This is a genomic window from Sinomonas mesophila (assembly GCF_001999765.1).
Lineage (GTDB): Bacteria > Actinomycetota > Actinomycetes > Actinomycetales > Micrococcaceae > Sinomonas > Sinomonas mesophila.
Genome location: NZ_KV908332.1, coordinates 59,669 through 82,442, shown reverse-complemented (window position 1 = coordinate 82,442; position 22,774 = coordinate 59,669). Strand labels below are relative to the sequence as shown.

Here is a 22,774-nt window from a genome sequence, read left to right as displayed (position 1 = left end):
TTAGCGGTGGTCTTCGCCCGCGTCGGAGGCGCCCATGATCGCCATCGGGATGAAGTAGGCGAGGACGAAGAGGCCGATGAGGGCTGCCATCGGCCACCAGGAGGTGAAGGTCAGGAACTGCACGAGGTAGAGCCCGAGCAGGAAGATGGCCATGAGGATGACGAACACCACGGCGCTCGCGGCCAGGTTGTTGTCATTCTCGAGAGGGCGCTTGTTCTGATCGTCGGACATGTCTCTCCCTGGTGCGAAGTGTCTAGTAGCCAGCGGCGCCCGAGCCCCCGGTGACGATCGCGACGCCGGAGCTCGCGCCGATCCGCGTGGCGCCAGCAGCAATCATAGCCCGCGCGTCGTCCGCCGTGCGCACGCCCCCCGAGGCCTTGACCCCGATGACCGGCCCCACCGCGGCCCGCATGAGCGCGACGTCCTCGGCCGTCGCCCCGCCGCCGTTGAACCCCGTGGACGTCTTGACGAAGTCCGCGCCGGCCTCGACGGCGGACTCGCACGCGAGGACCTTCTGCTCGTCGGTCAGGAGCGAGGTCTCGATGATGACCTTGAGGATGGACGAGCTCCCGTGCACGGCCTCCGCCACGGCCTGGATGTCCTCGACGAGGGCACCGCGGTCGTTCGCCCGTGCGGCGGCGATGTTGATGACCATGTCGACCTCGTCGGCGCCGTCGAGCGTCGCCCCGCGGGCCTCGAAGACCTTGACGTCCGTCGGCGTGGCGCCGAGCGGGAACCCGGCGACCGCGCACGTGAGCACCCCCGAGCCCCGCAGGGCCTTGACCGCCGTCTTGACCCACACCGGGTTGACGCACACGGCCTTGAACCGGTGCTGGACCGCCTCGCTGCACAGCCGCAGGATGTCGGCCTCGCTCGCCTCGGGCTTGAGCAGGGTGTGGTCGATGTAGCCTGCGAGGTCCTGTGGAGTCAGCTCAGCAGAAGCGGCAGACACGGCGGTCCTTTCGGTCGGGTCGTCCCGGGTCACCCCTGGGTCATCCCATACTGGCACACGACTGCTGGCGCACGACGGCGGGGGGCCGGCCTACACGACGCGCAGCCTGTACCCCCGCTTGACCACCGTCTGCACCATGTCCGCCCGCGGGAGCGCGTTGCGCAGCCGGTTCACGGCCATGTCGAGCGCGTGGTTCGAGCCGCTCTGGGACAGCAGGCGGGTGAGCGTGTCGCGCGACACGACGGCGCCGCCGGCGTCGAACAGCGCCCGGAACAGGAGCATCGCCGCGGGCGGGAGCGCGAGCTCCGCGCCGTCCACGCTGAGCGTGCGCCCGCGCAGCTCGACGTCGCCGGCCGTCGTCGTGAGCCGGCGCACCTGGCGCCGCGCGAGGTTGTCCGTGACGAGCTTGATGAGGGCGCCCATGCGGAAGCGCTCGGGGACCCACGGGCGCAGCCCGGCGGCCTCGAGCGGCGCGGCCGTGACGGGCCCGACGGCGGCCGTCGCGACCCGCTGCCGCATCGCCTGGATGAGCTGCGGGTAGACCCCCAGCTCGTGGGCCGTGCTGAAGAGGGCGTCCACCGCCGGGGCGCTCGTGAAGGTCACGACGTCGAGGTCCCCGGCGCAGATCGCGGCGATGAGCGCCTCGAGCCGGTCGCCGCCGTCCGGCCGCACCCAGCGGTACGGCGTGACGGTGATGAGCTCGGCGCCGGCCTCGCGCAGCCGGTCGAGCTGGACCCGGTCCGTGTAGCCGTGCAGCTGCATGACCACGCGCTTGCCGTCGAGGCGCCCGCCCGCGTCGCGCAGGACGAGGTCCACGAGCGTCGCCGTCGTCTCGTCGTTGGAGATCCCGACGTCGGCCAGCCCGGCCGCGCGCACCGCGCCGCGGGCCTTGGGCCCGCGCACGTAGAGGGACGCCGCGCTGAGCGCCGACGTGAGGCTCTCGCCGAGCCCGGCCGCGTCCGCGACCTCGAGCCAGCGGCGCATGCCGTAGGCGGTCGTGACGATGCACACGTCGGGGCGGGACTCGATGGTGCGCCGCGTGTCCTCGAGCACCCCGAGGTCCTGGTCGACGGGCGCGATCGTGAGCACGGGCGCGTGGATCACCTCGGCGCCGCGCCGCTCGAGGGCCTCGATGAGGTCCTCGGCGCGGCGGTGGGACGTCACGCCGACGCGGAAGCCCTTGAGCGCCGTCGCGATCTCCGGGCCCGCTTCGGGGGCTCGCGCCATGAGTGCTGCTCCGTTCGTCTGGCTCACGTGGGCGTTCCTTCGGCTTCCATCATGAACGACGCCGCGAGCCCGCGCAGCTCGTCCTCGGCGGCGGCGCGCGAGCCGATGCCCGCGAGCCGCACGACCTCGCCGATGACGATCACGGCCGGGTTCGCGCACCGCGCCGTGTCCGCCTCGGCGCGCCCGAGCTCGGTCAGCGTGGTCTTCTGGCCCGCCTGGTGGCCGCGCTCGACGACGGCGAGCGGCATCGTGGCGGGCATGCCCGACCGGCGCAGGCCGGCGGCGAGGTGCGGGAGGTTCGCGATGCCCATGAGGACGACGATCGTGCCGCCCGCGGTGCCGAGCCCGGCGAGGTGCCGGTGCTCGTCGTCGGTCAGGGGGGCGTGGCCGGAAACGACCGTGAAGGCGTGGCTCACGTTGCGGTGCGTGACGGGGATGCCGGCCGCCGCGGGGACGGCGATGGAGCTCGAGATGCCGGACACGACCCGGACGGGGATGCCGGCCTCGGCGCAGGCCGCGGCCTCCTCGCCGCCGCGGCCGAACACGAACGGGTCGCCTCCCTTGAGCCGCACGACGTTAGCGCCGGCCCGGGCATGCTCGACGATGAGGCGGTTGATCTCCACCTGCGGCACCTTGTGGTGGCCCGGGAGCTTGCCGACGTCGACGAGCTGGGCGGTCGTGAGCTCGGCGAGCTCGCGCCACGGGGCGAGCCGGTCGAAGAGGACGACGTCGGCATCGCGGAGGGCCTCGACGGCGTCGACCGTGAGCAGCCCGCGCGAGCCGGGGCCGCCGCCCACGAGGGTCACGTGGCCGCGCGGCCCGGCCGCGGGCTCGTCGACCCGCGGCACCCCGAGCACACGGTAGCGCTCGAGCACGGGCGCCCACTCGGCGTCGTGCGCCCGGCCGCCCTGCAGGCCCACGACGGCGACGAGCGCCGGGCGGGACGGCAGGGCCACAGCGGCTCGGTAGGCCGCGGGGGACTCGAAGTGTGCGAGCGCTGCGCCGGCACGGCGATAGCGCGCGAGGGCCTGGCGCGCGTCGTCGGCGGCACCGAGGACGACGACGGGGAGCCCCTCGAGATTCAGGCTCACCTGCATGTCAGACCCCCTCGGAAAGCGCAGAGGGCGCGGCGCTCGGGCGGACGGGGATGCTCGCGCCGAGGGAGACCTTCTCGCGCTCGGTGGCCGGGCGGATCTGGTCGCGCTCGGCGACATGGACGATCGAGTCGTCGAGGGCGTCGGGGGCGTTGACGAACGAGCGGAAGCGGCGCAGGCGCTCGGGGTCGGCGAGGGTCGCCGCCCACTCGTCCTCGTAGTTGTCCACGTGCTTGGCCATGGCGGCCTCGAGGTCCTCGGCGATGCCGAGCGAGTCCTCGACGACGACCTGGCGCACGTGCTCGAGCCCGCCGTCGAGCTCCTCCTGCCAGCGCGCGGTGCGCTGGAGGCGGTCGGCCGTGCGGATGTAGTACATGAAGTAGCGGTCGATGTACTTGATCAGCGTCTCGTCGTCGAGGTCCTTCGCGAGGAGCTGGGCGTGCGCCGGGGTCGCGCCGCCGTTGCCGCCGACGTAGAGGTTCCAGCCGTCCGCCGTCGCGATGACGCCGACGTCCTTGCCGCGGGCCTCCGCGCACTCGCGGGCGCAGCCGGAGACGCCGAGCTTGAGCTTGTGCGGGCTGCGGAGGCCGCGGTAGCGCAGCTCGAGCTGGATGGCCATGCCGACCGAGTCCTGCTGGCCGTAGCGGCACCAGGTCGAGCCGACGCAGCTCTTCACGGTGCGCAGGCTCTTGCCGTAGGCCTGCCCGGACTCCATGCCCGCGTCGATGAGCTCCTTCCAGATCTCCGGGAGCTGCTCGAGGCGCGCGCCGAACATGTCGATGCGCTGGCCGCCCGTGATCTTCGTGTACAGGTTGTACTTCTGGGCGACGGCGGCGATGACGCCGAGCTTCTCCGGGGTGATCTCGCCGCCGGGGATGCGCGGGACGACGGAGTACGTGCCGTCCTTCTGCATGTTCGCCAGCGCGCGGTCGTTGGTGTCCTGGAGCGTGCCGCGGCCGGCGTCGAGGACGTAGGCCGAGTGCTGCGAGGCGAGGATCGAGGCGATGGTCGGCTTGCAGATGTCACAGCCCGAGCCCGTTCCGTAGCGGGACATGATGTCCTCGAACGAGGTCAGCTCGAGGACGCGGATCGCGTCGAAGAGCTCCTGGCGGGAGAGCGAGATGTGCTCGCAGAGCGCCTTCGAGACGGTCACGCCGGACTTGGTCAGCTCGGCCTCGAGGAGCTTCTTGATCATCGGCACGCACGAGCCGCACTGGGTGCCGGCGCGGGTGCAGGCCTTGAGGCCCGCGACGTCCTGCACCGGATCCTTGCCCTCGCACGTGCCGCACGCGTTGACCGCATCGCGGAGAGTGCCGGCGGCGACGTTGTTGCACGAGCACAGGATCGCGTCGTCGGGCAGCTCGGTCTCGGGGGCGTCCCCTCCGCCGGCCGCGGACAGGAAGGCGCCGGGCTCGGCGGGGAGCTCGCGGCCGAGGAGCGGGCGGAGGCTCAGGTACGGGGTGGCGTCGCCGACGAAGATGCCGCCGAGGAGCGTGCGGGCGTCGTCGGTCGTGACGACCTTCTGGTAGACGCCGCGGGCCGGGTCCGCGTAGACGATCTCGAGCGCGCCCGGCTCCTGGGCGAACGCGTCGCCGAAGCTTGCGACGTCCACCCCGGAGAGCTTGAGCTTGGTGGCGGTGTCGAAGCCGGGGAACGTCGCCTCGCCGCCGTGGAGGCGGTCCGCGACGATCTCGGCCATCGTGTTCGCCGGGGCGACGAGGCCCAGGCACATCCCGCCGAAGCTCGCGACCTCGCCGATCGCCCACACGCCGTCGACGCCGGTCGCGCACGTCTCGTCGATGACGACGCCGCCGCGCGGGCCGACCTCGAAGGTCGCCGAGCCGTTCTCACCGGCCGCGCCGGCCTCATCGACAGCGGCGCGCACGAGCTCGTCGCGGGGGCGCACGCCGATGGCCACGACCACGAGGTCGGCGGGGATGACGCGCTCGTCCGCCATGAGGACGCCGGTGACGGCTCCCGTCTCGTCCGCCACGATCTCGGAGGGGAACACGCCGCCGTGCATCGTGAAGCCCTTGGCCCCGATGAGCCGGGTGAGCGCCTGGCCGGCTCCCTCGTCGAGCTGCCGGTTCATGGGCCACGGCGAGCCGTCGATGATGGCGGCCTCGGCGCCCAGCGACTGAGCGCCGGCCGCGGCCTCGATGCCGAGGAGGCCGCCGCCGATCACCGCGACGGCGGGCGTGCGGCCCAGGTCCTCGGCGAGGCGCGCGATCTCGGCACGGAGGAACCAGACATCCTCGAGGGTGCGGTACACGTAGCTCTTGTCGGCGCCCGCAATGGGGAGGCGGGCCGCGCTGGAGCCGGTCGCGAGGACGAGCTCGTCGTAGGGGTGCTCGCCGCCGTCCTCGGTGTGGACCACACGGGCCCCGGAGTCCAGGCGGACCGCCTTCGCGCCGGTCTTGAGGGTGACGCCGGGCGTGTCCCACATCTCCGCCTCGCCGAGGGTGAGGTCCACGTCCGAAAGGAGGGCCTTGGAGAGGGCCACGCGGTCGTAGGGGAGGTGGGCTTCCTCGGTCAGCACGGTGACCTCGAAGCCGCCGGAGCCCTCGAGGCCGCGCGCGGCCATCGCCTCGACGAAGCGGTGGGCGGCCGGGCCGCCGCCGACGACGACGACGCGCCGCACCGCAGGTGCCGAATCAGCAGTGGGAGTGGCGGAGTCGGTGGCCGGGGTGCTCTGGCGGGGGTTGCTCACGGGCGGTGCCTTCCGTAGGACTGGCCGCCGGGCATGCCGGCGAAAGGTCGAAGCGTTGAATCCAGCCTAGGAATCGGCGATTTCGCATCAGTTGCCCGGGTGTAACGGCCGATTAACTTCCCTGTCACGGGCATGTTTCGCGCTCGGTGAGGGCGGTTTTACGTGGCCGTGACACAAGGTCAACCCCGGCGAAACGACCCCCTCCGTAGCGTTGAACCATGACGATCACAGCACCTGCACCCGTTGACCCCGCCGAGCTCGAGCGCTCCGCGACGGACGGCCTCCGTTCCTGGCACAGCGTCTGCAGCCTGGACGACCTCGAGCCGAACTGGGGCGAGGCCGCGCTCGTCGAGGGCCGCCAGATCGCCCTGTTCCGCCTCGCGACGGACGAGGTCTTCGCCGTCGAGCAGCGCGACCCCGCCACCGAGGCCCATGTCATGGCCCGCGGCATCGTCGGCTCCCGCGGCGACCGCCCGACCATCGCCTCGCCGCTGCACAAGCAGGTCTACGACCTCCGCACCGGCGAGCGCCTCGACGGCCCCGGCGACGCCCTGGCCGCGTTCGAGGTCCGCGTGGTCAACGGCATCGTCCAGGTCGCGGCCTGAGCTACGGCTAGAGCCCCAGCGCCTCTACAGCCCCAGCGCCTCTAGAGCCCCAGCGCCTCGCGTACGTCCTCGAGGGCCGCGTCCATGGCCTGCCGTGCCTCAGCCCGCACCTCGGGGAGCTCGAGGACGCTGTCCACCGCCCGGACCACCTCGAGGTAGCACTTGAGCTTCGGCTCCGTCCCGCTCGGGCGGACGATCACGCGCGTCGAGTCGCGCGTGGTCCACAGGAGCCCGTCCGTCGGAGGCAGCCCATCTGACCCCGCCGCGAGGTCCACAGCGCTCTCCACCGGCGAGTCCGCGAAGGACTCCGGCGGGTCTTGGCGCAGCCGCGTCATCATCGCCCCGAGCAGGCCGAGGTCCGCAACGCGCACGCTCAGCTGGTCCGTCAGGTGCAGGCCGTGCCGGAGCGCGAGCTCGTCGAGCCTGCGTGCGAGGCTGCCGCCCTCGGCCTTCGCCGCCGCCGCGAGCTCCGCGACGAGAAGCGCCGCGGAGATGCCGTCCTTGTCCTTGACGAGCTCCGGCGCGACGCAGTATCCGAGCGCCTCCTCGTACCCGTAGACGAGCCCGGGCACGCGCGCGATCCACTTGAACCCCGTGAGCGTCTCGCGGTGCTCCAGACCCGCGGCCTCGGCAATGCGCGAGAGCAGGCGCGAGGACACGATCGAGTTCGCGAATACCCCGGCCCGCAAAGCATGCTCCGTCGGGTCCACCTCCGCGCGGCGCACGATGTGCGCCCCGAGCAGGGCCCCGAGCTCGTCGCCGGTCAGCATGCGCCACTCGCCCGTCTCCGGGTCCGGGATGGCCGCGGCGCAGCGGTCAGCGTCCGGGTCGTTCGCGATGACGAGGTCGGCGCCCACCGCGCGCGCCGTCTCGAGCGCGAGGTCGAGTGCGCCGGCCTCCTCGGGGTTCGGGAACGCCACGGTCGGGAAGGTGGGGTCCGGCTCGGCCTGGGCAGCCACCGGCGTGACGTCGGTGAACCCCGCGCCGTGCAGCACCTCGAGCGCCGTCCCGCCGCCCACACCGTGGAGCGGCGTGTGCACGATCCTCAGGTCGCGGGCGGGAAACGCCTCGGGCCGCGCGAGGCCCACGACGGCGTCCCGGTAGTCCGCGGCGATGCCCGCCCCGAGCACCGTCCAGCCGTCCTCGGCGAGCGGGATGTCCCCGACGGGGGCGGCGGCGTCGATGAGGGCGGCGATCTCCGCGTCGATGGGGGCGACGATCTGCGCCCCGCGCCCGGCGTCGTCGGCCGCGCGGCCGCCGAGGTACACCTTGTAGCCGTTGTCCTGCGGCGGGTTATGGCTCGCCGTGACCATGACCCCGCCGTCGCAGCCGAGCTCGCGCAGCGCGTACGCGAGCACCGGGGTGGGCAGGGGCGCGGGCATGAGCAGGGTCTCGATGCCCGCAGCCGTGAAGACCGCGGCCGTCTCGCGCGCGAAGACGTCGGAGTTGGTCCGCGCGTCGTAGCCGACGACGGCGCGGGGCCGGCCGCTGCGCGCAGCCGCGCCGTCGGCGTCGTCCGTGGACCCGCCCGGGGCCGCCCTGCCGGGGCCGGACCCGGCAGCCGCCACGCGTTCGCGGAGGAAGGCGGCGAGGCCCGCCGCGGCGCGGCGCACGACCACCCGGTTCATGCGGTTCGGCCCCGGGCCGAGGGCGGCCCGCAGGCCCGCGGTGCCGAACTGGAGGGTCCCGCCGAACGCGTCCGTGAGCTCCTGCACGGCAGCCGGCTGGCCCTCGGACGCCTGGGCGAGGGTCTCGCGCAGGCGCGCCGCCGTCTCGGGGTCGGGGTCGGCGGCGGCCCATGCCTCGGCCCTGGCCCGCAGCTCGTCGAGGCCGTCGACGCCGGTGGGGGTTGCGCTCATGGGTGGGGAGTCCTTCAGATCGCGGCGATGACGTCGGCAAGCAGGCGGGAGATCCTCGGGCCGGCGGCCCGGCCGGCCTCGAGGACCTCCTCATGGCTCAGCGGCTCGGGGCTGATTCCGGCCGCGAGGTTCGTCACGAGCGAGATGCCGAAGACCTCGAGCCCGGCGTGCCGCGCCGCGATGGCCTCGAGCGCGGTCGACATGCCCACGAGGTCGGCGCCGATCCGCTTCGCGTACTGCACCTCGGCCGGGGTCTCGTAGTGCGGGCCAACGAACTGGGCGTAGACGCCCTCGCCGAGGCCAGGGTCGACCGAGCGCGCCACGCCGCGCAGCCGGGCCGAGTAGAGGTCCGTGAGGTCCACGAACGTTGGGCCCTCGAGCGGGGACGTGGCCGTGAGGTTGATGTGGTCGCGGATGAGCACGGGGGTGCCGGGCGCCCAGTCCGGGTTGAGGCCCCCGCAGCCGTTCGTCAGGACGAGGACGCGGCAGCCGGCGGCGGCCGCCGTCCGCACCCCGTGGACCACGGCGCGCACGCCCCGCCCCTCGTAGTAGTGCGTGCGGGCCCCGAGCACGAGGGCGTTCTTGCCGTCGGCCGCGCGGATCGAGCGGATCGTCCCCACGTGCCCCTCGACGGCGGGGATGGAGAAGCCCGGGACCTCGTCGGCGGGCAGCGTCGCGGTCGTCTCGCCGATGAGGTCAGCGGCCCCCGCCCAGCCCGAGCCGAGGACGAGGGCGATGTCGTGCCGGGCGACCCCCGTGGCGCTGGCGATGTGGTCCGCTGCGGCCTTGGCCAGCTCGAAGGGCTCGGAAGTCGTCACAGCGGAAGTCGTCACAGGAAGAACCTACCAATGCGCGTCTCACGTGGCACGCACCGGCGGTGGACAGGCAGAATGGACTTCCGTGACGATGAACCCTGACTTCGCGGCCCCCCACATCGCAATCCTCGGCGGAGGACCCGGCGGCTACGAGGCGGCGTCGGTCGCCTCGTCACTCGGGGCCCAGGTGACGCTCGTCGAGCGGGCGGGGCTGGGGGGCTCCGCAGTGCTCACCGACGTCGTCCCGTCCAAGACCCTCATCGCGACGTCGGACCTCATGACCCGCGTCGAGGAGGCCTCCTCGGCGCTCGGCCTGCGCTTCGGCGACACGAGCGGTGAGCTGCTCACGCGGGACAAGCTGCGCGCCGACCTCGGCGTGGTCAACGACCGCCTCCTCGGCCTCGCGCGCCAGCAGTCCGCGGACATCCGCGCGGGCCTCGAGTCCCAGGGCGTGCGGATCGTCATGGGCTCCGGCCGCCTCGCGGACTCCCGGACGCTCGAGGTCGAGACCGCCGGCGGGACCGAGCGGATCGAGGCCGACGCCGTCATCCTGGCCGTCGGCGCCCATCCGCGCGAGCTGCCGACCGCCCGGCCGGATGGGGAGCGCATCCTCAACTGGGCCCAGATCTACAGCCTCGAGGAGCTGCCCGAGGAGCTCATCGTCGTCGGCTCCGGCGTGACCGGCGCGGAGTTCGCGTCCGCGTACAACGGCCTCGGCTCGAATGTGACGCTCATCTCCTCGCGCGACCGGGTCCTGCCCGGCAACGACCCCGACGGCGCCGAGCTGCTCGAGAAGGTCTTCGAGCGCCGCGGCGTGCGCGTGCTCTCGCGCTCCCGCGCAGAGGCCGTCGAGCGCACCGGGGACGGCGTGGCCGTCACGCTCAGCGACGGCACGAAGGTGACCGGCTCGCACTGCCTCGTGTGCGTCGGCTCGATCCCCAACACCGCGGGGATCGGCCTTGAGGAGGTCGGCGTGGCCCTCGGCGAGGGCGGGCACATCAAGGTCGACGGCGTCTCCCGCACCACGGTGCCGAACGTCTACGCGGCCGGCGACTGCACGGGCGTCCTCGCGCTCGCGTCGGTGGCCGCAATGCAGGGGCGCATCGCCGTCGCGCACATCCTCGGCGACCAGCTCACGCCCCTGAACCTCGGGCACGTCGCCTCGAACATCTTCACGTCCCCCGAGATCGCCTCGGTCGGCGTCTCGGAGGACGACGTGGCGAGCGGTCGGATCGCCGGCGACGTCGTGACCCTGCGGCTCAAGAGCAACGCCCGGGCCAAGATGCGCAACACGACGGACGGCTTCGTCAAGATCATCTCGCGCAAGGGGTCCGGCACGGTGATCGGCGCCGTCGTCATGGGCTCCAACGCCTCGGAGCTCATCTTCGGCCTCGCCCTGGCCGTCGAGCAGAAGCTGCACGTCGACGACGTCGCGAACACCTACGCCGTGTACCCGTCCCTGTCGGGCTCGCTCGCGGAGGCGGCCCGCCGCCTGCACGTGCACCGGTAGGGCGGTCCTCCGCCGGACGACGGCCCCCCCTTCCGGGTACGGATCTCGGCGCCCTTCTCGGCTTTCGGGAACACTTGCCCGGCCCGGAGCGGGCCGACGACGGCGCGAGGCTGCGGCGCGCGGACCCTTGAGCGGGGCGTGCGGGGCGCGGAAGATGGCGCCATGGCACTCACCGAGGGAATGGACGCAACCGGCACCGGGTCAGGGGCCGACGACGGGGCGCTCGCCGACATCGCGAGGCACCACGGGCGCATGCTCGAGCGGGCCTCGGCGCTGGCCGAGGCCATCCTCGCCGCGGTCGAGGCGGGGGACCCGCCCCTCGCGCACGAGGAGAAGGACGCCCTCGTGTCGTGGTGCGAGGACGAGCTGATCCCGCACTTCCAGGCCGAGGAGGGCTCGCTCTACGCCGGCGCCCGCGCCACCGGCGAGGGCCGCCTCCTCGTGGAGGGCCTGCTGCTGGACCACGAGGCGATGGCGGGCCACGTCGAGGAGCTGCGCGCCGCGGAGGGGCTGAGGGCCGCGGCGCTTGCCGCCGCCATCGCGCGCGCCTTCGCGCTGCACCGGGCGAAGGAGGACGCCCTGCTGTATCCGCTCATCGCGGGGAGCCAGGAGCTCTCGCTCGCCGAGGCGAGCCGGGGGCTCGAGACGCTCGTCGGCCCCTAGCCACAACCCCGCATCGCAACACGCTGCCATTCCTCGCGGATACCAGCGTGTTGCGATGCGGGGTTGTCTGCCGCCCCGGGGGAGCCGCTCATGCGGCGACGGACGCGAAGTGGCGCTCGATGAGCTCGCGCACCTCGTCCCGGCACCCGCCGCAGCCCGTCCCGGCACGCGTGGCCTTGGAGACCTCCTGGACGGTCGAGCAGCCGCCCGCGACGGAGTCCGCGACCTGGCCGTGGGTTACCCCCGCACAGCGGCACAGGATGGCGTCGGGACCGGCCGAGGCGCCGGAGACTCCCCCCAACGCCGCCTCCGGCCCGTCGAGCCGGAGGATCACCGAACGGTCCGCCGGGAGCTCGCCCCCCGACTCGAACAGGAGGGTCAGCTCGGCCGCGGCGCGCGGCATCCCGAGCGCCACGAAGCCCTCGAGCACCCCGCCGCGGGTGGCCATCTTGACGTAGGCGCCGTGCTCGGGGTCCGTCCAGACGGCGACCCGGAGCGGTGCCGGCGAGCACGAGTCCTCGAGCGGGTCCATGTCCCACGGCTCGACGGCCACGTTCCCGGCGAGGGCCAGGTTCACCCCGCGGGCCTTGAGCAGGATCACGCCGGGCTTCTCGGGGGCCAGGGGCGCCGGACGGGGCTCGCCGAGGAGGTCGTGCCGGAACTGCGCCGCGAGCCAGTCGGCCTGGCGCCAGCCGGGGGCGATGAGGCCGCTCGGGGCGCCGCCGCGGCCGTCGGCCGTGCACTCGGCGCAGACCGGGTCGGCGCAGCGGACCTGCGCGCAGTCGCCGATCGCGAACACGTGCTCCGTATGCAGGGCGCGCAGCGAGTGGTCGACGATGATCCCGGCGTCCACCGCGAGCCCGCCGCCCTCCGCGAGCTCGCGCCGAGGCCGGGCGCCGCACGCGAGCAGGAGGAGGTCGCCGTCGATCGCGGAGCCGTCCTCGAGCAGCAGGGCCCGGAAGGCGCCGTCGGGCCCCGTCTCGATGCCCGTCGAGCGGGCATTGCCCGCGACGCGCACGCCCTGCCGGCGCAGGGCCGCGGAGAGCGAGCCGCCGCCGATCCGGTCGATCGAGCGGCCGAGCGGGCGGTCGCCGTGGTGCACGACCGTCACGGTCGCGCCCTCTTCGCTCGCAGCGAGGGCCGCCTCGAGGCCGAGCACGCCGCCGCCCAGGACGACGACGTGCCGCCGGCCCCTGACCGCCTCGGCGAGCCGCGCGGCGTCGGAGACGTCCCGCATGGCCGTGACGCCCTCGGGGAGCACGGGGTGGAACGGGTCCGGGTTGAGGCCCGTGAGGTTCGGCACGACGGCGCGGGCGCCGGTCGCGAGCACGACGCGGTCGTAGGGCAGGGCCGTGGCGTCGGAGAGGAGGACCCTGCGGCGCGAGCGGTCGATCCGCGCGACGCGCCTGCCGGTGATGACCCGCACCCCGTCGGCCGCGAGCTCGTCGGCGTCGGCGAGGCTCATGGCCGCGAGGCTCGTGCGGCCGACGCCGAGGTCCGCGACGAGCACGCGGTTGTACGCGGCGTGCTCCTCTTCGCCCACGACTGTGAGCTCGACGGCGCCGGCCGCGGCGGCCGGGCGGAGCTCGTCGACGAACCGTGCGGCGACGGGGCCGAAGCCGACGACGACGACTCGCCTCGGCGATTCAGCCCTTGCGGCCGAGCTCGCCGCGGCGGGCTGCGGGGTCGTGGCGGTCATGGACGCTCCTCTCGAGGGGCGGGGACAAGGGTGCCGGGGGGCAGGAGCCGGTCGAGGGTCGGTTCGTCGATGCCGGGGTCGACGACGGCCGGCTCGACGAACACGCGGGGGGTCTTGAACTCGGGCATGCCCGAGATCGGGTCCGTGCGCTGCTCGGTGACCTGGTTGGCCGCCGCGAGGCCCGGGAAGTGGAACGGCAGGAACACGGTGTCGGGGCGGATGTCCGCGGTCAGTTCGGCGCGGGCCAGGACGACCGGCTCGGGCTGGGTGCCCTGCCTCGCCCCCCCGGCGGCCGCCGTGGCGGGCTGGCGGCGGACGCGCACCCACGCGCCGTCCGTGATGCCCAGCCGCGCGGCGGGGGCCGGGTGCAGGGACAGTCGCACCTCGGGCTGGGCCGCGGAGAGGGCCTCGACCCGGCGGGTCTGGGCGCCGGACTGGTAGTGCTCGAGGAGGCGGCCGGTCGCGAGCTGGAAGGCCCCGGCCTCCGGGCCCGCCCCCGGCAGGGGCGAGGACGCGCGGACGGCCACGAGCCGGGCCCGGCCGTCAGGGTGCGCGAAGCGGTCGGCGAAGAGCCGAGGTGTCCCGTCGGAGCCCTCGGGGCACGGCCAGTGCAGGGCCTCGCCGGCGTCGAGCCGCTCGTAGGTCACGCCCGAGTAGTCCGCGAGGCCGCCGGCGGAGGCCGCCCGCAGCTCCTCGAAGACGGCGCGCGGGTCGTCGGGGAAGTCCGAGGGCGCCTCGAGGAGCTCCGCGAGCCGGTTCATGATCCACAGCTCGCTGCGGGAACCGGCGGGCGGCTCGATGGCGCGGCGGCGGCGCAGGACCCGGCCCTCGAGGTTCGTCATCGTCCCCTCCTCCTCGGCCCACTGCAGGACGGGCAGGACGAGGTCCGCCTCGCGCGCCGTCTCGGACATGAAGAAGTCGCAGACGACGAGGAAGTCGAGGGCCCGCAGCCCCTCCCGCACGGCAGACACGTCCGGGGCGGAGACCACGACGTTGGCGCCGTGCACGAAGAGGCACCGCACGCCGCCGTCCTTGCCCAGAGACGCGAGAAGCTCGACGGCGGGCAGCCCCGGGCCGGGGATGGACTCGGCGGGGACGCCCCACACGCGCGCGACGTGGTCGCGGGCCGCGGGGTCGGTGATCTTGCGGTAGCCAGGGAGCTGGTCCGACTTCTGGCCGTGTTCGCGGCCGCCCTGGCCGTTGCCCTGGCCCGTGAGCGTGCCGTAGCCGCCGCGCTCGGAGCCCGGCAGGCCGAGCAGGAGGGCGAGGTTGATCGCGGCGGTCACGGTGTCCGTGCCGTCCGCGTGCTGCTCGATGCCGCGGCCCGTGAGGATGTAGCACGAGCCCGTGCGGGCGGAGCGGGCCAGCCGCGCCGCCGTCTCGCGCACGAGCACGGCCGGGACGCCCGTCGCCGCCTGGACGCGCTCAGGCCACCACGGGGCGACCGAGCGGATCAGGGACTCGAGGCCCTCGGTGCGCTCGGCGACGTAGTCATGGTCGAGGAGCCCGTCGTTGATGACGACGTGCGCCAGGCCGAGCAGGAGGATGAGGTCGGTGTGCGGCGCGGGCGCCAGGTGGATGCCGGCGCCGTCGGCCGTGAGCGCAGCCGTCGTCGAGCGGCGGGGATCGACGACGACGAGGCCCCCCGCCTCGCGGGCGCCGGCGAGGTGCGCGACGAACGGGGGCATGGTCTCGGCGACGTTCGAGCCGAGCAGGAGGATCGTGTCCGCCGTGTCCAGGTCCTCGACCGGGAACGGGAGCCCGCGGTCGATGCCGAACGCGCGGTTGCCGGCGGCCGCCGCCGAGGACATGCAGAACCGGCCGTTGTAGTCGATGCGCGAGGTGCGCAGGGCCAGCCGGGCGAACTTGCCCAGCAGGTAGGCCTTCTCGTTCGTGAGGCCGCCACCGCCGAACACGCCCACCGCGTCGGCCCCGTGGGAGGCCTGGGCCGCGCGGACCTCGTGCGCGACGCGCTCGAGGGCCTGCTCCCACGAGACCGGCCGGAAGTGGCCGTCCTCACCGCGCAGCAGCGGCTCGGTGACCCGGTCGGGGTGGCGCAGCAGCTCGGCCGAGGTCCAGCCCTTGCGGCACAGGCCGCCGCGGTTGGTCGGGAAGTCCCGTCCGTCGACGTCGAGGGGGGCCGGGGTCGTGCCGACCGGGGCCGGCAGGGCGCCGCCCGGGACGGCGGCGCCGCCCGCCCCCGCGGAGGCGGGGGCGAGCGACATCGCGCACTGCAGGGCGCAGTAGGGGCAGTGGGTGGCAGTGCTCATAGATTCAGGCCTTGGCTCCGGCGACGAGGCTGCCCTTGCGGAGGTAGCAGAAGGCGGTCACGGCCAGCATCAGGACGTAGGCGCCGACGAAGGCGAAGAACGCCGGGATGTAGGAGCCCGTCGCCGTGCTCGATGCGCCGAGGAGCTGCGGGATCATGAACCCGCCGTAGGCGCCGATGGCCGAGATGAGGCCAAGCGCCGAGGAGGAGAGCCGGGTGGTTTCCGAAGCCTCGGCGCCACGCTGGGCGGCGCGGCTGGCGCGGGCGAAGATGACCGGGATCATGCGGTACGTCGCGCCGTTGCCGAACCCGCTCGCGGTGAAGAGCGCGAGGAAGAGCACGAGGAAGAGCCAGAAGTTGGCCAGCGGCAGGGTGGCGATGACCAGGAGTGTGATGACAGCCATGGCGGCGAACGACAGGACCGTCATGCGGGCGCCGCCGAAGCGGTCGGCGAGCTTGCCGCCGTAGGGGCGGGTCAGGGAGCCGACGAGGGGGCCGAGGAACGCGAGGGAGATGGCGGCGGCGCCGACGGCGAACGAGGAGAACTCGGGGAAGTAGTCCTTGATGAGCTTCGGGAAGACGCCCGAGAAGCCGATGAACGAGCCGAAGGTGCCGATGTAGAGGAACGACATGATCCACAGGTGCGGCTCCTTGAGCGCGGCGATCGAGCCGGCGAGGTCGCCCTTGGCGTTCGAGAGGTTGTCCATGTACTTCCAGGCGCCGAAGGCGGCCAGGAGGATGAGCGGGACCCAGAAGAGGCCGGCCATGGAGAGCTTGGCGCCCGATGCGACCAGGGCGGTGAGGGACACGGCGATCGGGACGACCAGCTGCGAGACGGCGGCGCCGAGGTTGCCGCCGGCCGCGTTGAGGCCGAGGGCCCAGCCCTTCTCCCGTGCGGGGTAGAAGAAGGTGATGTTGGCCATGGAGCTCGCGAAGTTGCCGCCGCCGAAGCCGGCCAGACCGGCGAACACGAGCATGGTCACGAACGGCGTCGTCGGGTCGGACACACACACGGCGAGGCCGATCGACGGGATGAGGAGCAGGAGCGCGGAGACGACCGTCCAGTTCCGGCCGCCGAGCTTCGGGACCATGAACGTGTACGGGATCCTCAGGGTCGCGCCGACGAGGCTCGGCATCGAGATGAGCCAGAAGGTCTCCGACGTGCTGAACTGGAAGCCGGCCCCGGGAAGCTGGACGACGACGATCGACCACAGCTGCCACACGACGAACCCGAGGAACTCGGCGAAGATGGACCAGCGGAGGTTGCGGCCGGCGATCGCGCGGCCTTCACGCTCCCACTGGACGGTGTCCTCGGGGTTCCAGTGCTCGATCCAGCGGCCCTTGCGGACGTCGAGGCGAAGGCCCGGCGATGCCGGGGCGGCGGCCTCCGGGGCGGCGGGTTCGGTGCGCGGTTCTGTGCTCATGGGGGTCCTCCTAGCGGGGGAAGGGGGGCATCGGGCTTGCCATCAACGCTAGGAAGGCCGCGTTTCACACGAACGCGCGCGGTGTTAACAGGCTGTGACATCTCCCTCTCCCGGCACGGCGCACCGGGTGAGAGCTTCGTGAGAGGTGCGCGGGGACGCGCGCCCGTCGTCTCGCATTCTGGTCATGATGTCCGATGAGCGAACTACTCTGGCGTAGGATGTCCCGTACTCATTTCCCGGGCCGCTGTCATCTCCGGTCCAGCATGCGAAAGTGAACGTGAATGTCCACCTCATCCGCGGTGACAGAGACCATCCACTCGGCGAATACGCGAGGACGGGTCATCTTCTCGAGCCTCATCGGGACGACCATCGAGTTCTTCGACTTCTACGCATACGCGACCGCGTCGGTGCTCGTGTTCCCCAAGCTCTTCTTCCCCCACGCGAGCGACATCAACGCGATCCTCAGTTCGTTCGCGATCTTCGGCGTCGCCTTCGTGGCCCGGCCCGTCGGCTCTGTCCTCTTCGGGCACTTCGGCGACCGGCTCGGGCGCAAGGGCACGCTCGTCGCGTCCCTGTTGACCATGGGTCTCGCGACCTTCCTCATCGGCCTCCTGCCGCCGGCGACGACGGCGGGCTGGGTCGTGCTCGCCCCGCTCCTGCTCGTCCTCCTGCGCTTCGCCCAGGGCTTGGCCCTCGGCGGCGAGTGGTCGGGCGCGGCGCTCCTGGCCACCGAGAACGCCCCCGCGAACCGCCGCGCGGTGTGGGGCACCTTCCCGCAGCTCGGCGCGCCCATCGGCTTCATCCTCGCCAACGTCCTGTTCGTGCTCCTCGACGCCGTCATGACCGACGAGCAGTTCATGGCGTACGGCTGGCGCATCCCGTTCCTCGCGAGCATCATCATGGTCGCGATCGGCCTCTACGTGCGCCTCAAGCTCGTCGAGAGCGTCTCCTTCCAGAAGGTCGTGCAGGAGGAGAAGGTCGCCAAGGTCCCGCTCGCGGCGACGTTCAAGCACCACTGGCGCGCGGTCATCGCGGGCACGTTCATCATGCTCGCGACCTATGTGCTCTTCTACCTGACGACGAGCTTCACGCTCACCTACGGCACCGCGACGGGCAAGGTCGAGGCGGCCCGCGCCGCGGCCGAGAAGGCCGGCAAGCCGTTCAACGAGGCGGCCTTCGTCCCCGGCCTCGGGATCGAGCGCAGCGAATTCCTCTGGATGCTCATCCTCGGCGTCGTGTTCTTCGGCATCTTCACGGTCGTCTCCGGCCCGCTCGCCGAGAAGTACGGGCGCCGGAAGTTCCTCCTGTGGGTCACGGCGGGGATCGTCGTCTTCGGCCTCACGTGGGGCCTCATGTTCGGCCCGGGCAAGGGCGCCGCCCTGGTCGGCCTCATCCTCGGCTTCACCCTCATGGGCCTGACGTTCGGCCCGATGGCCGCGATCCTGCCGGAGCTGTTCCCCGCGAATGTCCGCTACACGGGCTCTGCCGTCTCCTACAACCTGTCCTCGGTGATCGGCGCGGCCCCGGCCTCGTTCGTCGCCATCGCCCTCTGGCAGGCGGGCAAGGGCAGCACGATGCTGGTCGGCGTCTACCTCGCTGTCGCCGCACTGCTGACGTTCGTGGCCCTCTGGCTCACCAAGGAGACCAAGGACCGGGCGTTCGAGGAGAACGTCGCCTGACCAGTCCGCCCAGCGGCCCAGAAGGCCCCGCACCGGAACGTCCGGTGCGGGGCCTTTTGCTGTCAAAACCACCTGCGCGCCGCCCCTTGTTGTTTGTCAAGATGATGGATATATTGCTCGTGGCCACCCCCAGAGGTGGCCGGGGGGACAGGGGAGAGCGCGGTTTCCACGCCCCCGCGATGTCCAGTCACGCGCCGCCGGCTCACTACGCCGGCCCGACGACGCCCGGTGGGGACCGCGGCGTCGACCGAGAAAGAGCAGTGTCACTTCGCACCAGAGAGACCACTTCCATGCATTCGTTCATGCACCAGAATTCCTGGCGTGCTGCCGCCGTGCTCAGCGCCGTCGCCGCACTCAGCCTGTCCGCCCTGCCCGCCCAGGCCGTGACGTCCACGGTGGACCTCACGACCCTGACCCCGAACGACCTGGCCTCGACGCTCCTCGGAGCCGGGGTCACCGCCTCGAACGTGACCTATACGGGCGCACCGGTGGCGTCCGGCACGTTCTCGGGCGGGGCGGCGAGCGTCGGCTTCGACACCGGCGTCATCCTCACGAGCGGCTCTGCCGCCGGGGCCATGGGCCCGAACAGTCTGCCTAACACCACGACGGCCAACGGCCTTGCGGGCGACGCCGACCTCACGGCGCTCTCGAGCGTGCCGACGCGGGACGCGAGTGTCCTCGAGTTCGACTTCACGCCGAATGCGGACACCGTGTACTTCGAGTACGTCTTCGGCTCGGAAGAATACCTCGAATTCGTCGGGTCGGACTTCAACGACTCGTTCGCGTTCTTCGTCAACGGCGTCAACTACGCGACGGTCGACAACGGCGGGGTGCTGGAGCCGATCACGATCAACAACATCAACCCCGGGAGCAATGCCTCGCTCTACGTCGACAACCCGGGGACGCTCAACGTCGAGTACGACGGCCTCACGACCGTCCTGACCTTCATGGCGCCGGTCAACACCGGCGTCCCGAACCACATCAAGCTCGCCATCGCGGACGGCTCCGATGAGGTCCTGGACAGCGGCGTGTTCCTCAAGGCCGGATCCTTCAGCACCACGCCGCCGGCCGGCCCGGCCAAGGTCACGGGCGGCGGCAAGGTCGCCCAGTCAGACGGCGACGTGACCCTCGGGACGCAGGTGATCCGCGACGAGCAGGGCCTGCGCGGCAACCTGCAGGTCAACGACCATCGGAACGGCGCAAGGTTCCACGGCCACAGCGTCGACTCGTTCTCGGTGACGGGCTCCACGGCGACGTGGACGGGCCAAGGCCGGCTCGACGGGGCAGACGGCTACACGTTCACGGCGACCGTGGCCGACAACCGCCAGGGCAACTCGGCGAAGAAGGGCTCGGCGGACACCGTCCAGATCGTCATCCGCGACGCCGGCGGCGCCATCGTCTGGGAGAACGCCTCGCTGGACCTCTGGGGCAACGTCACCGTCCACCAGGAGTAGCCACGCAACCCCGGGACGCTGAGAGGTGACCCCGCGTCCTTGAGAGGTGACCCCGCGTTGGGATTCCAACGCGGGGTCACGTCCCTGCGATGCGGGGTCACCTCTCTGTCGACGCGGGGTCAGGTCCCTGCGATGCGGGGTCAGCCGTCGATCGTCGCGATGAGCGCGCCAGCGGAGACCGTCTGGCCCGCCTCGGCCGCGAGGCCGCGGATCGTGCCGGACTTGTGCGCCGTGAGCGGCTGCTCCATCTTCATGGCCTCGAGCACGACCACGAGATCGCCCTCGGCGACCGTGTCGCCGTCGGACACGGCCACCTTCACGATCGTGCCCTGCATCGGCGCCGTGAGCGCGTCCCCGCCGGCGGCGGTCCCGGCGCCGGCGGCGCCGCGCGCGCCGCGCACCTTCTTCTTCGCCTTGGCCGGCTTGCCGGCGCCGAGGGCGAGCCCCGCGGGGATCGTCACCTCGAGCCGGCGCCCGCCGACCTCGACGACGACGCTCTGGCGCTCGCCGGCGTCGTCCGCATCAGCAGCGGCAGCGGCACCGGCAGCGGCCGCGTACGGGGCGAGGTCGTTGACGAACCCCGTCTCGATCCAGCGCGTGTGCACTGAGAAGGGACCCTCGGCGGGGGCGAAGGCCGGGTCGCGCACGACCTTGGCGTGGAACGGCACGACCGTGGGCATGCCGGTGATCTCGAGCTCGCCCAGGGCGCGGCGGGCCCGCTCGAGGGCCTGCGCGCGGGTCGAGCCGGTCACGATGAGCTTGGCGAGCATCGAGTCGAAGTTGCCCGAGATGACCTCGCCGGCCTCGACGCCGGAGTCCACGCGGATGCCGGGGCCGGTCGGGTAACGAAGGGTGTCGACCGTGCCGGGGGCCGGCATGAAGCCGCGGCCCGGGTCCTCGCCATTGATGCGGAACTCGAACGAATGGCCGCGGATCTCCGGGTCCTCGTAGCCGAGGGCCTCGCCGCGGGCGAGCCGGAACTGCTCGCGCACGAGGTCGATCCCCGTGACCTCCTCGGAGACGCAGTGCTCCACCTGGAGGCGCGTGTTGACCTCGAGGAAGCTGATCGTGCCGTCCTGGCCGACGAGGAACTCACAGGTGCCAGCACCCAGGTACCCAGCTTCCTTGAGAATCGCCTTGGACGACTCGTAGAGGCGCTTGTTCTGCTCGTCGGCCAGGAACGGCGCGGGCGCCTCCTCGACGAGCTTCTGGTTGCGGCGCTGGAGGGAGCAGTCGCGGGTCGAGACGACGACGACGTGGCCGAACGCGTCCGCGAGGCACTGGGTCTCGACGTGCCGGGGCGCGTCGAGGAAGCGCTCGATGAAGCACTCGCCGCGGCCGAAGGCGGCGGTCGCCTCGCGCACCGCGGACTCGTACAGCTCGGGGATCTCCTCGAGGGTGCGGGCGACCTTGATGCCGCGCCCGCCGCCGCCGTAGGCGGCCTTGATCGCGACCGGCAGGCCGAACTCCCGGGCGAAGTCCAGGACCTCGTCGGCGGAGCCGACCGGGTCCGCCGTGCCGGGGACGAGCGGGGCGCCGACCCTCTCGGCGATGTGCCGGGCCCGGACCTTGTCGCCGAGCGCCGCGATGGCCTCGGGGGAGGGTCCGATCCAGATCAGGCCCGCGTCGATGACCGCCTGCGCGAAGTGGGCGTTCTCGGCGAGGAAGCCGTAGCCAGGGTGCACGGCGTCGGCACCCGCGGCGCGCGCGGCGTCGAGGATCTTGTCCATGACGAGGTAGGACTCCGCGGCGGTCGTGCCGCCGAGGGCGAAGGCCTCGTCGGCCAGCCGGACGTGCAGTGCGTCGCGGTCCGGGTCCGCGTAGACCGCGACAGAGGCGATTCCCTCGTCGCGGGCGGCGCGGATGATGCGGACGGCGATCTCGCCTCGGTTGGCGATGAGCACCTTCGAGATGGGCCTGCTTGCAGCAATGGTGGACAAGGCTACTCCGTTCTGTACAGCGGGAAGCCTAGCGCCCTCTTGGTGGATTCGCCCATGTTGGTGGCGGATTCGGTGCGTGGGGGGCCGATCCTTTGTAGGGTGCCTACAAATTGGGGCTCAGCGGACGACGGCGGCGGCCCACCAGTCCGTGAGCCGCACCCCGGCGTCGGCGAGGAGGGCGCGCAGGGCCGAGACGGACAGGCCGACGACGGCGTGCGGGTCGCCGTCGACGCGGGCGAGGAACGCCCCGCCGAGGCCGTCGATCGTGAAGGACCCAGCGCAGTGCAGCGGCTCGCCCGTGGCCACGTACGCCGCGATCTCCTCGGAGGACATGGGCGTGAACTCGACCCCCGCCGAGGCGAGCCGGCCCGCGCCGGGGGCGACGCCGTCGTCCGCGGACTGCCCGTTGTCCGCGGGCTGCCCGGGAGAGCCGGCCCCGCGCCGGTCCACGAGCCAATGCCCCGTGTGCAGGATCCCGGCCCGGCCGCTCATCTCGGCGAGGCGCTCCCGTGCGACCTCCGGGGTGTAGGGCTTGCCCAGGGCGAGGCCGCCGAACTCGAAGACCGAGTCGCAGCCGAGCACGAGCGCGCCCGCGGAGCCCGGAAGCGCGGCGACGGCCTCGGCCTTCGCGCGGGCGAGCAGGAGCGCGGTCTCGCCCGGCGACGCCTCGGGGTGCGCGGCGGCGACCGCGTCCTCGTCGATGTCCGAGACGAGGATGCGGTGCGGGACGCCGGCCTCCTCGAGCAGCTTGGTCCGGGCGGGGGACTTGGAGGCGAGGATGAGCTCGGGCGGCGACATCGGGGCGGCGTGGTGGGTCACGCCGCCCAGCCTAGCTGTACTGACCAGCCCGGGCCCTCCGTTCGGCGCTGCCTGC

At 72.8% G+C, this 22,774-nt stretch carries 17 protein-coding genes; 5 read left to right on the top strand and 12 right to left on the bottom strand.

Annotated features, from left to right (window positions below; genetic code table 11):
- The 5 genes from BV907_RS10960 to nirB all read right to left on the bottom strand — a co-directional run bounded on the left by BV907_RS10960 (position 1) and on the right by nirB (position 5,857).
- The gene (locus BV907_RS10960) at positions 1-231 is read right to left on the bottom strand and encodes a hypothetical protein (protein ID WP_077489765.1); all 231 of its coding nucleotides are present in this window, start codon (positions 229-231) and stop codon (positions 1-3) included.
- A gap of 22 nt (positions 232-253) precedes the next feature.
- On the bottom strand, positions 254-952 hold the full coding sequence (deoC, locus tag BV907_RS10955; protein ID WP_077489764.1) for a deoxyribose-phosphate aldolase: 699 nt from the start codon (positions 950-952) through the stop codon (positions 254-256).
- A gap of 90 nt (positions 953-1,042) precedes the next feature.
- Positions 1,043-2,179, bottom strand: coding sequence for a uroporphyrinogen-III synthase (locus BV907_RS10950; RefSeq protein ID WP_077489783.1), 1,137 nt, complete (start codon positions 2,177-2,179; stop codon positions 1,043-1,045).
- A gap of 23 nt (positions 2,180-2,202) precedes the next feature.
- Positions 2,203-3,276, bottom strand: a complete 1,074-nt coding sequence (gene cobA / locus BV907_RS10945; RefSeq protein WP_077489763.1) for a uroporphyrinogen-III C-methyltransferase — start codon at positions 3,274-3,276, stop codon at positions 2,203-2,205.
- Position 3,277: 1 nt separating this feature from the next.
- On the bottom strand, positions 3,278-5,857 hold the full coding sequence (gene nirB, locus BV907_RS10940) for a nitrite reductase large subunit NirB (protein WP_245827924.1): 2,580 nt from the start codon (positions 5,855-5,857) through the stop codon (positions 3,278-3,280).
- Between the two features lie 344 nt (positions 5,858-6,201).
- Here nirB and nirD point away from each other — a divergent pair, with 344 nt between their 5' ends.
- Positions 6,202-6,588 (top strand): nitrite reductase small subunit NirD, encoded by a 387-nt coding sequence (gene nirD, locus BV907_RS10935; protein ID WP_077489762.1) that lies wholly within the window; start codon positions 6,202-6,204, stop codon positions 6,586-6,588.
- Between the two features lie 41 nt (positions 6,589-6,629).
- Here nirD and BV907_RS10930 read toward each other — a convergent pair whose 3' ends face one another.
- On the bottom strand, positions 6,630-8,447 hold the full coding sequence (locus tag BV907_RS10930; protein WP_077489761.1) for a phospho-sugar mutase: 1,818 nt from the start codon (positions 8,445-8,447) through the stop codon (positions 6,630-6,632).
- Between the two features lie 14 nt (positions 8,448-8,461).
- A complete protein-coding gene (locus BV907_RS10925) occupies positions 8,462-9,265 on the bottom strand; it encodes a purine-nucleoside phosphorylase (protein ID WP_425441628.1) in 804 nt (267 codons plus the stop codon).
- Between the two features lie 82 nt (positions 9,266-9,347).
- On the opposite strand from BV907_RS10925, the gene BV907_RS10920 reads away from it, so the two are divergent.
- Both BV907_RS10920 and BV907_RS10915 read left to right on the top strand, forming a co-directional pair.
- Positions 9,348-10,772 (top strand): NAD(P)H-quinone dehydrogenase, encoded by a 1,425-nt coding sequence (locus BV907_RS10920; protein WP_077489759.1) that lies wholly within the window; start codon positions 9,348-9,350, stop codon positions 10,770-10,772.
- 162 nt (positions 10,773-10,934) lie between these two features.
- Positions 10,935-11,435, top strand: a complete 501-nt coding sequence (locus BV907_RS10915) for a hemerythrin domain-containing protein (RefSeq protein WP_245827918.1) — start codon at positions 10,935-10,937, stop codon at positions 11,433-11,435.
- A gap of 88 nt (positions 11,436-11,523) precedes the next feature.
- Here the strand turns inward: BV907_RS10915 and BV907_RS10910 are convergent, their stop codons facing one another.
- The 3 genes from BV907_RS10910 to BV907_RS10900 are packed head-to-tail and all read right to left on the bottom strand — an operon-like array spanning position 11,524 to position 16,827.
- Complete coding sequence (locus BV907_RS10910) at positions 11,524-13,134, bottom strand: FAD-dependent oxidoreductase (protein WP_077489758.1); 1,611 nt, start codon at positions 13,132-13,134, stop codon at positions 11,524-11,526.
- On the bottom strand, positions 13,131-15,404 hold the full coding sequence (locus BV907_RS10905) for a molybdopterin oxidoreductase family protein (protein WP_077489757.1): 2,274 nt from the start codon (positions 15,402-15,404) through the stop codon (positions 13,131-13,133). Before BV907_RS10905 ends, BV907_RS10910 begins: the two co-directional genes overlap by 4 nt.
- 4 nt (positions 15,405-15,408) lie before the next feature.
- Positions 15,409-16,827 (bottom strand): MFS transporter, encoded by a 1,419-nt coding sequence (locus tag BV907_RS10900; protein ID WP_077489756.1) that lies wholly within the window; start codon positions 16,825-16,827, stop codon positions 15,409-15,411.
- Positions 16,828-17,108: 281 nt separating this feature from the next.
- On the opposite strand from BV907_RS10900, the gene BV907_RS10895 reads away from it, so the two are divergent.
- Positions 17,109-18,506, top strand: coding sequence for an MFS transporter (locus tag BV907_RS10895; protein WP_077489755.1), 1,398 nt, complete (start codon positions 17,109-17,111; stop codon positions 18,504-18,506).
- A gap of 302 nt (positions 18,507-18,808) precedes the next feature.
- On the top strand, positions 18,809-19,960 hold the full coding sequence (locus BV907_RS10890; RefSeq protein ID WP_139346724.1) for a choice-of-anchor L domain-containing protein: 1,152 nt from the start codon (positions 18,809-18,811) through the stop codon (positions 19,958-19,960).
- Positions 19,961-20,100: 140 nt separating this feature from the next.
- Here the strand turns inward: BV907_RS10890 and BV907_RS10885 are convergent, their stop codons facing one another.
- Positions 20,101-21,900, bottom strand: coding sequence for an acetyl/propionyl/methylcrotonyl-CoA carboxylase subunit alpha (locus BV907_RS10885; protein ID WP_077489753.1), 1,800 nt, complete (start codon positions 21,898-21,900; stop codon positions 20,101-20,103).
- Positions 21,901-22,017: 117 nt separating this feature from the next.
- On the bottom strand, positions 22,018-22,698 hold the full coding sequence (locus tag BV907_RS10880) for a Maf family protein (RefSeq protein ID WP_077489780.1): 681 nt from the start codon (positions 22,696-22,698) through the stop codon (positions 22,018-22,020).
- Between the last annotated feature and the right edge of the window lie 76 nt (positions 22,699-22,774).

Excerpts from the sequence above, each read along its gene's own strand:
- BV907_RS10960 (WP_077489765.1), bottom strand. The coding sequence starts at position 231 with ATGTCCGACGATCAGAACAAGCGCCCTCTCGAGAATGACAACAACCTG.
- BV907_RS10950 (WP_077489783.1), bottom strand. The coding sequence starts at position 2,179 with ATGGCGCGAGCCCCCGAAGCGGGCCCGGAGATCGCGACGGCGCTCAAG.
- cobA (WP_077489763.1), bottom strand. The coding sequence starts at position 3,276 with ATGCAGGTGAGCCTGAATCTCGAGGGGCTCCCCGTCGTCGTCCTCGGT.
- nirB (WP_245827924.1), bottom strand. The coding sequence starts at position 5,857 with ATGGCCGCGCGCGGCCTCGAGGGCTCCGGCGGCTTCGAGGTCACCGTG.
- nirD (WP_077489762.1), top strand. The coding sequence starts at position 6,202 with ATGACGATCACAGCACCTGCACCCGTTGACCCCGCCGAGCTCGAGCGC.
- BV907_RS10930 (WP_077489761.1), bottom strand. The coding sequence starts at position 8,447 with ATGAGCGCAACCCCCACCGGCGTCGACGGCCTCGACGAGCTGCGGGCC.
- BV907_RS10915 (WP_245827918.1), top strand. The coding sequence starts at position 10,935 with ATGGCACTCACCGAGGGAATGGACGCAACCGGCACCGGGTCAGGGGCC.
- BV907_RS10910 (WP_077489758.1), bottom strand. The coding sequence starts at position 13,134 with ATGACCGCCACGACCCCGCAGCCCGCCGCGGCGAGCTCGGCCGCAAGG.
- BV907_RS10905 (WP_077489757.1), bottom strand. The coding sequence starts at position 15,404 with ATGAGCACTGCCACCCACTGCCCCTACTGCGCCCTGCAGTGCGCGATG.
- BV907_RS10900 (WP_077489756.1), bottom strand. The coding sequence starts at position 16,827 with ATGAGCACAGAACCGCGCACCGAACCCGCCGCCCCGGAGGCCGCCGCC.
- BV907_RS10895 (WP_077489755.1), top strand. The coding sequence starts at position 17,109 with ATGTCCACCTCATCCGCGGTGACAGAGACCATCCACTCGGCGAATACG.
- BV907_RS10890 (WP_139346724.1), top strand. The coding sequence starts at position 18,809 with ATGCACCAGAATTCCTGGCGTGCTGCCGCCGTGCTCAGCGCCGTCGCC.
- BV907_RS10880 (WP_077489780.1), bottom strand. The coding sequence starts at position 22,698 with ATGTCGCCGCCCGAGCTCATCCTCGCCTCCAAGTCCCCCGCCCGGACC.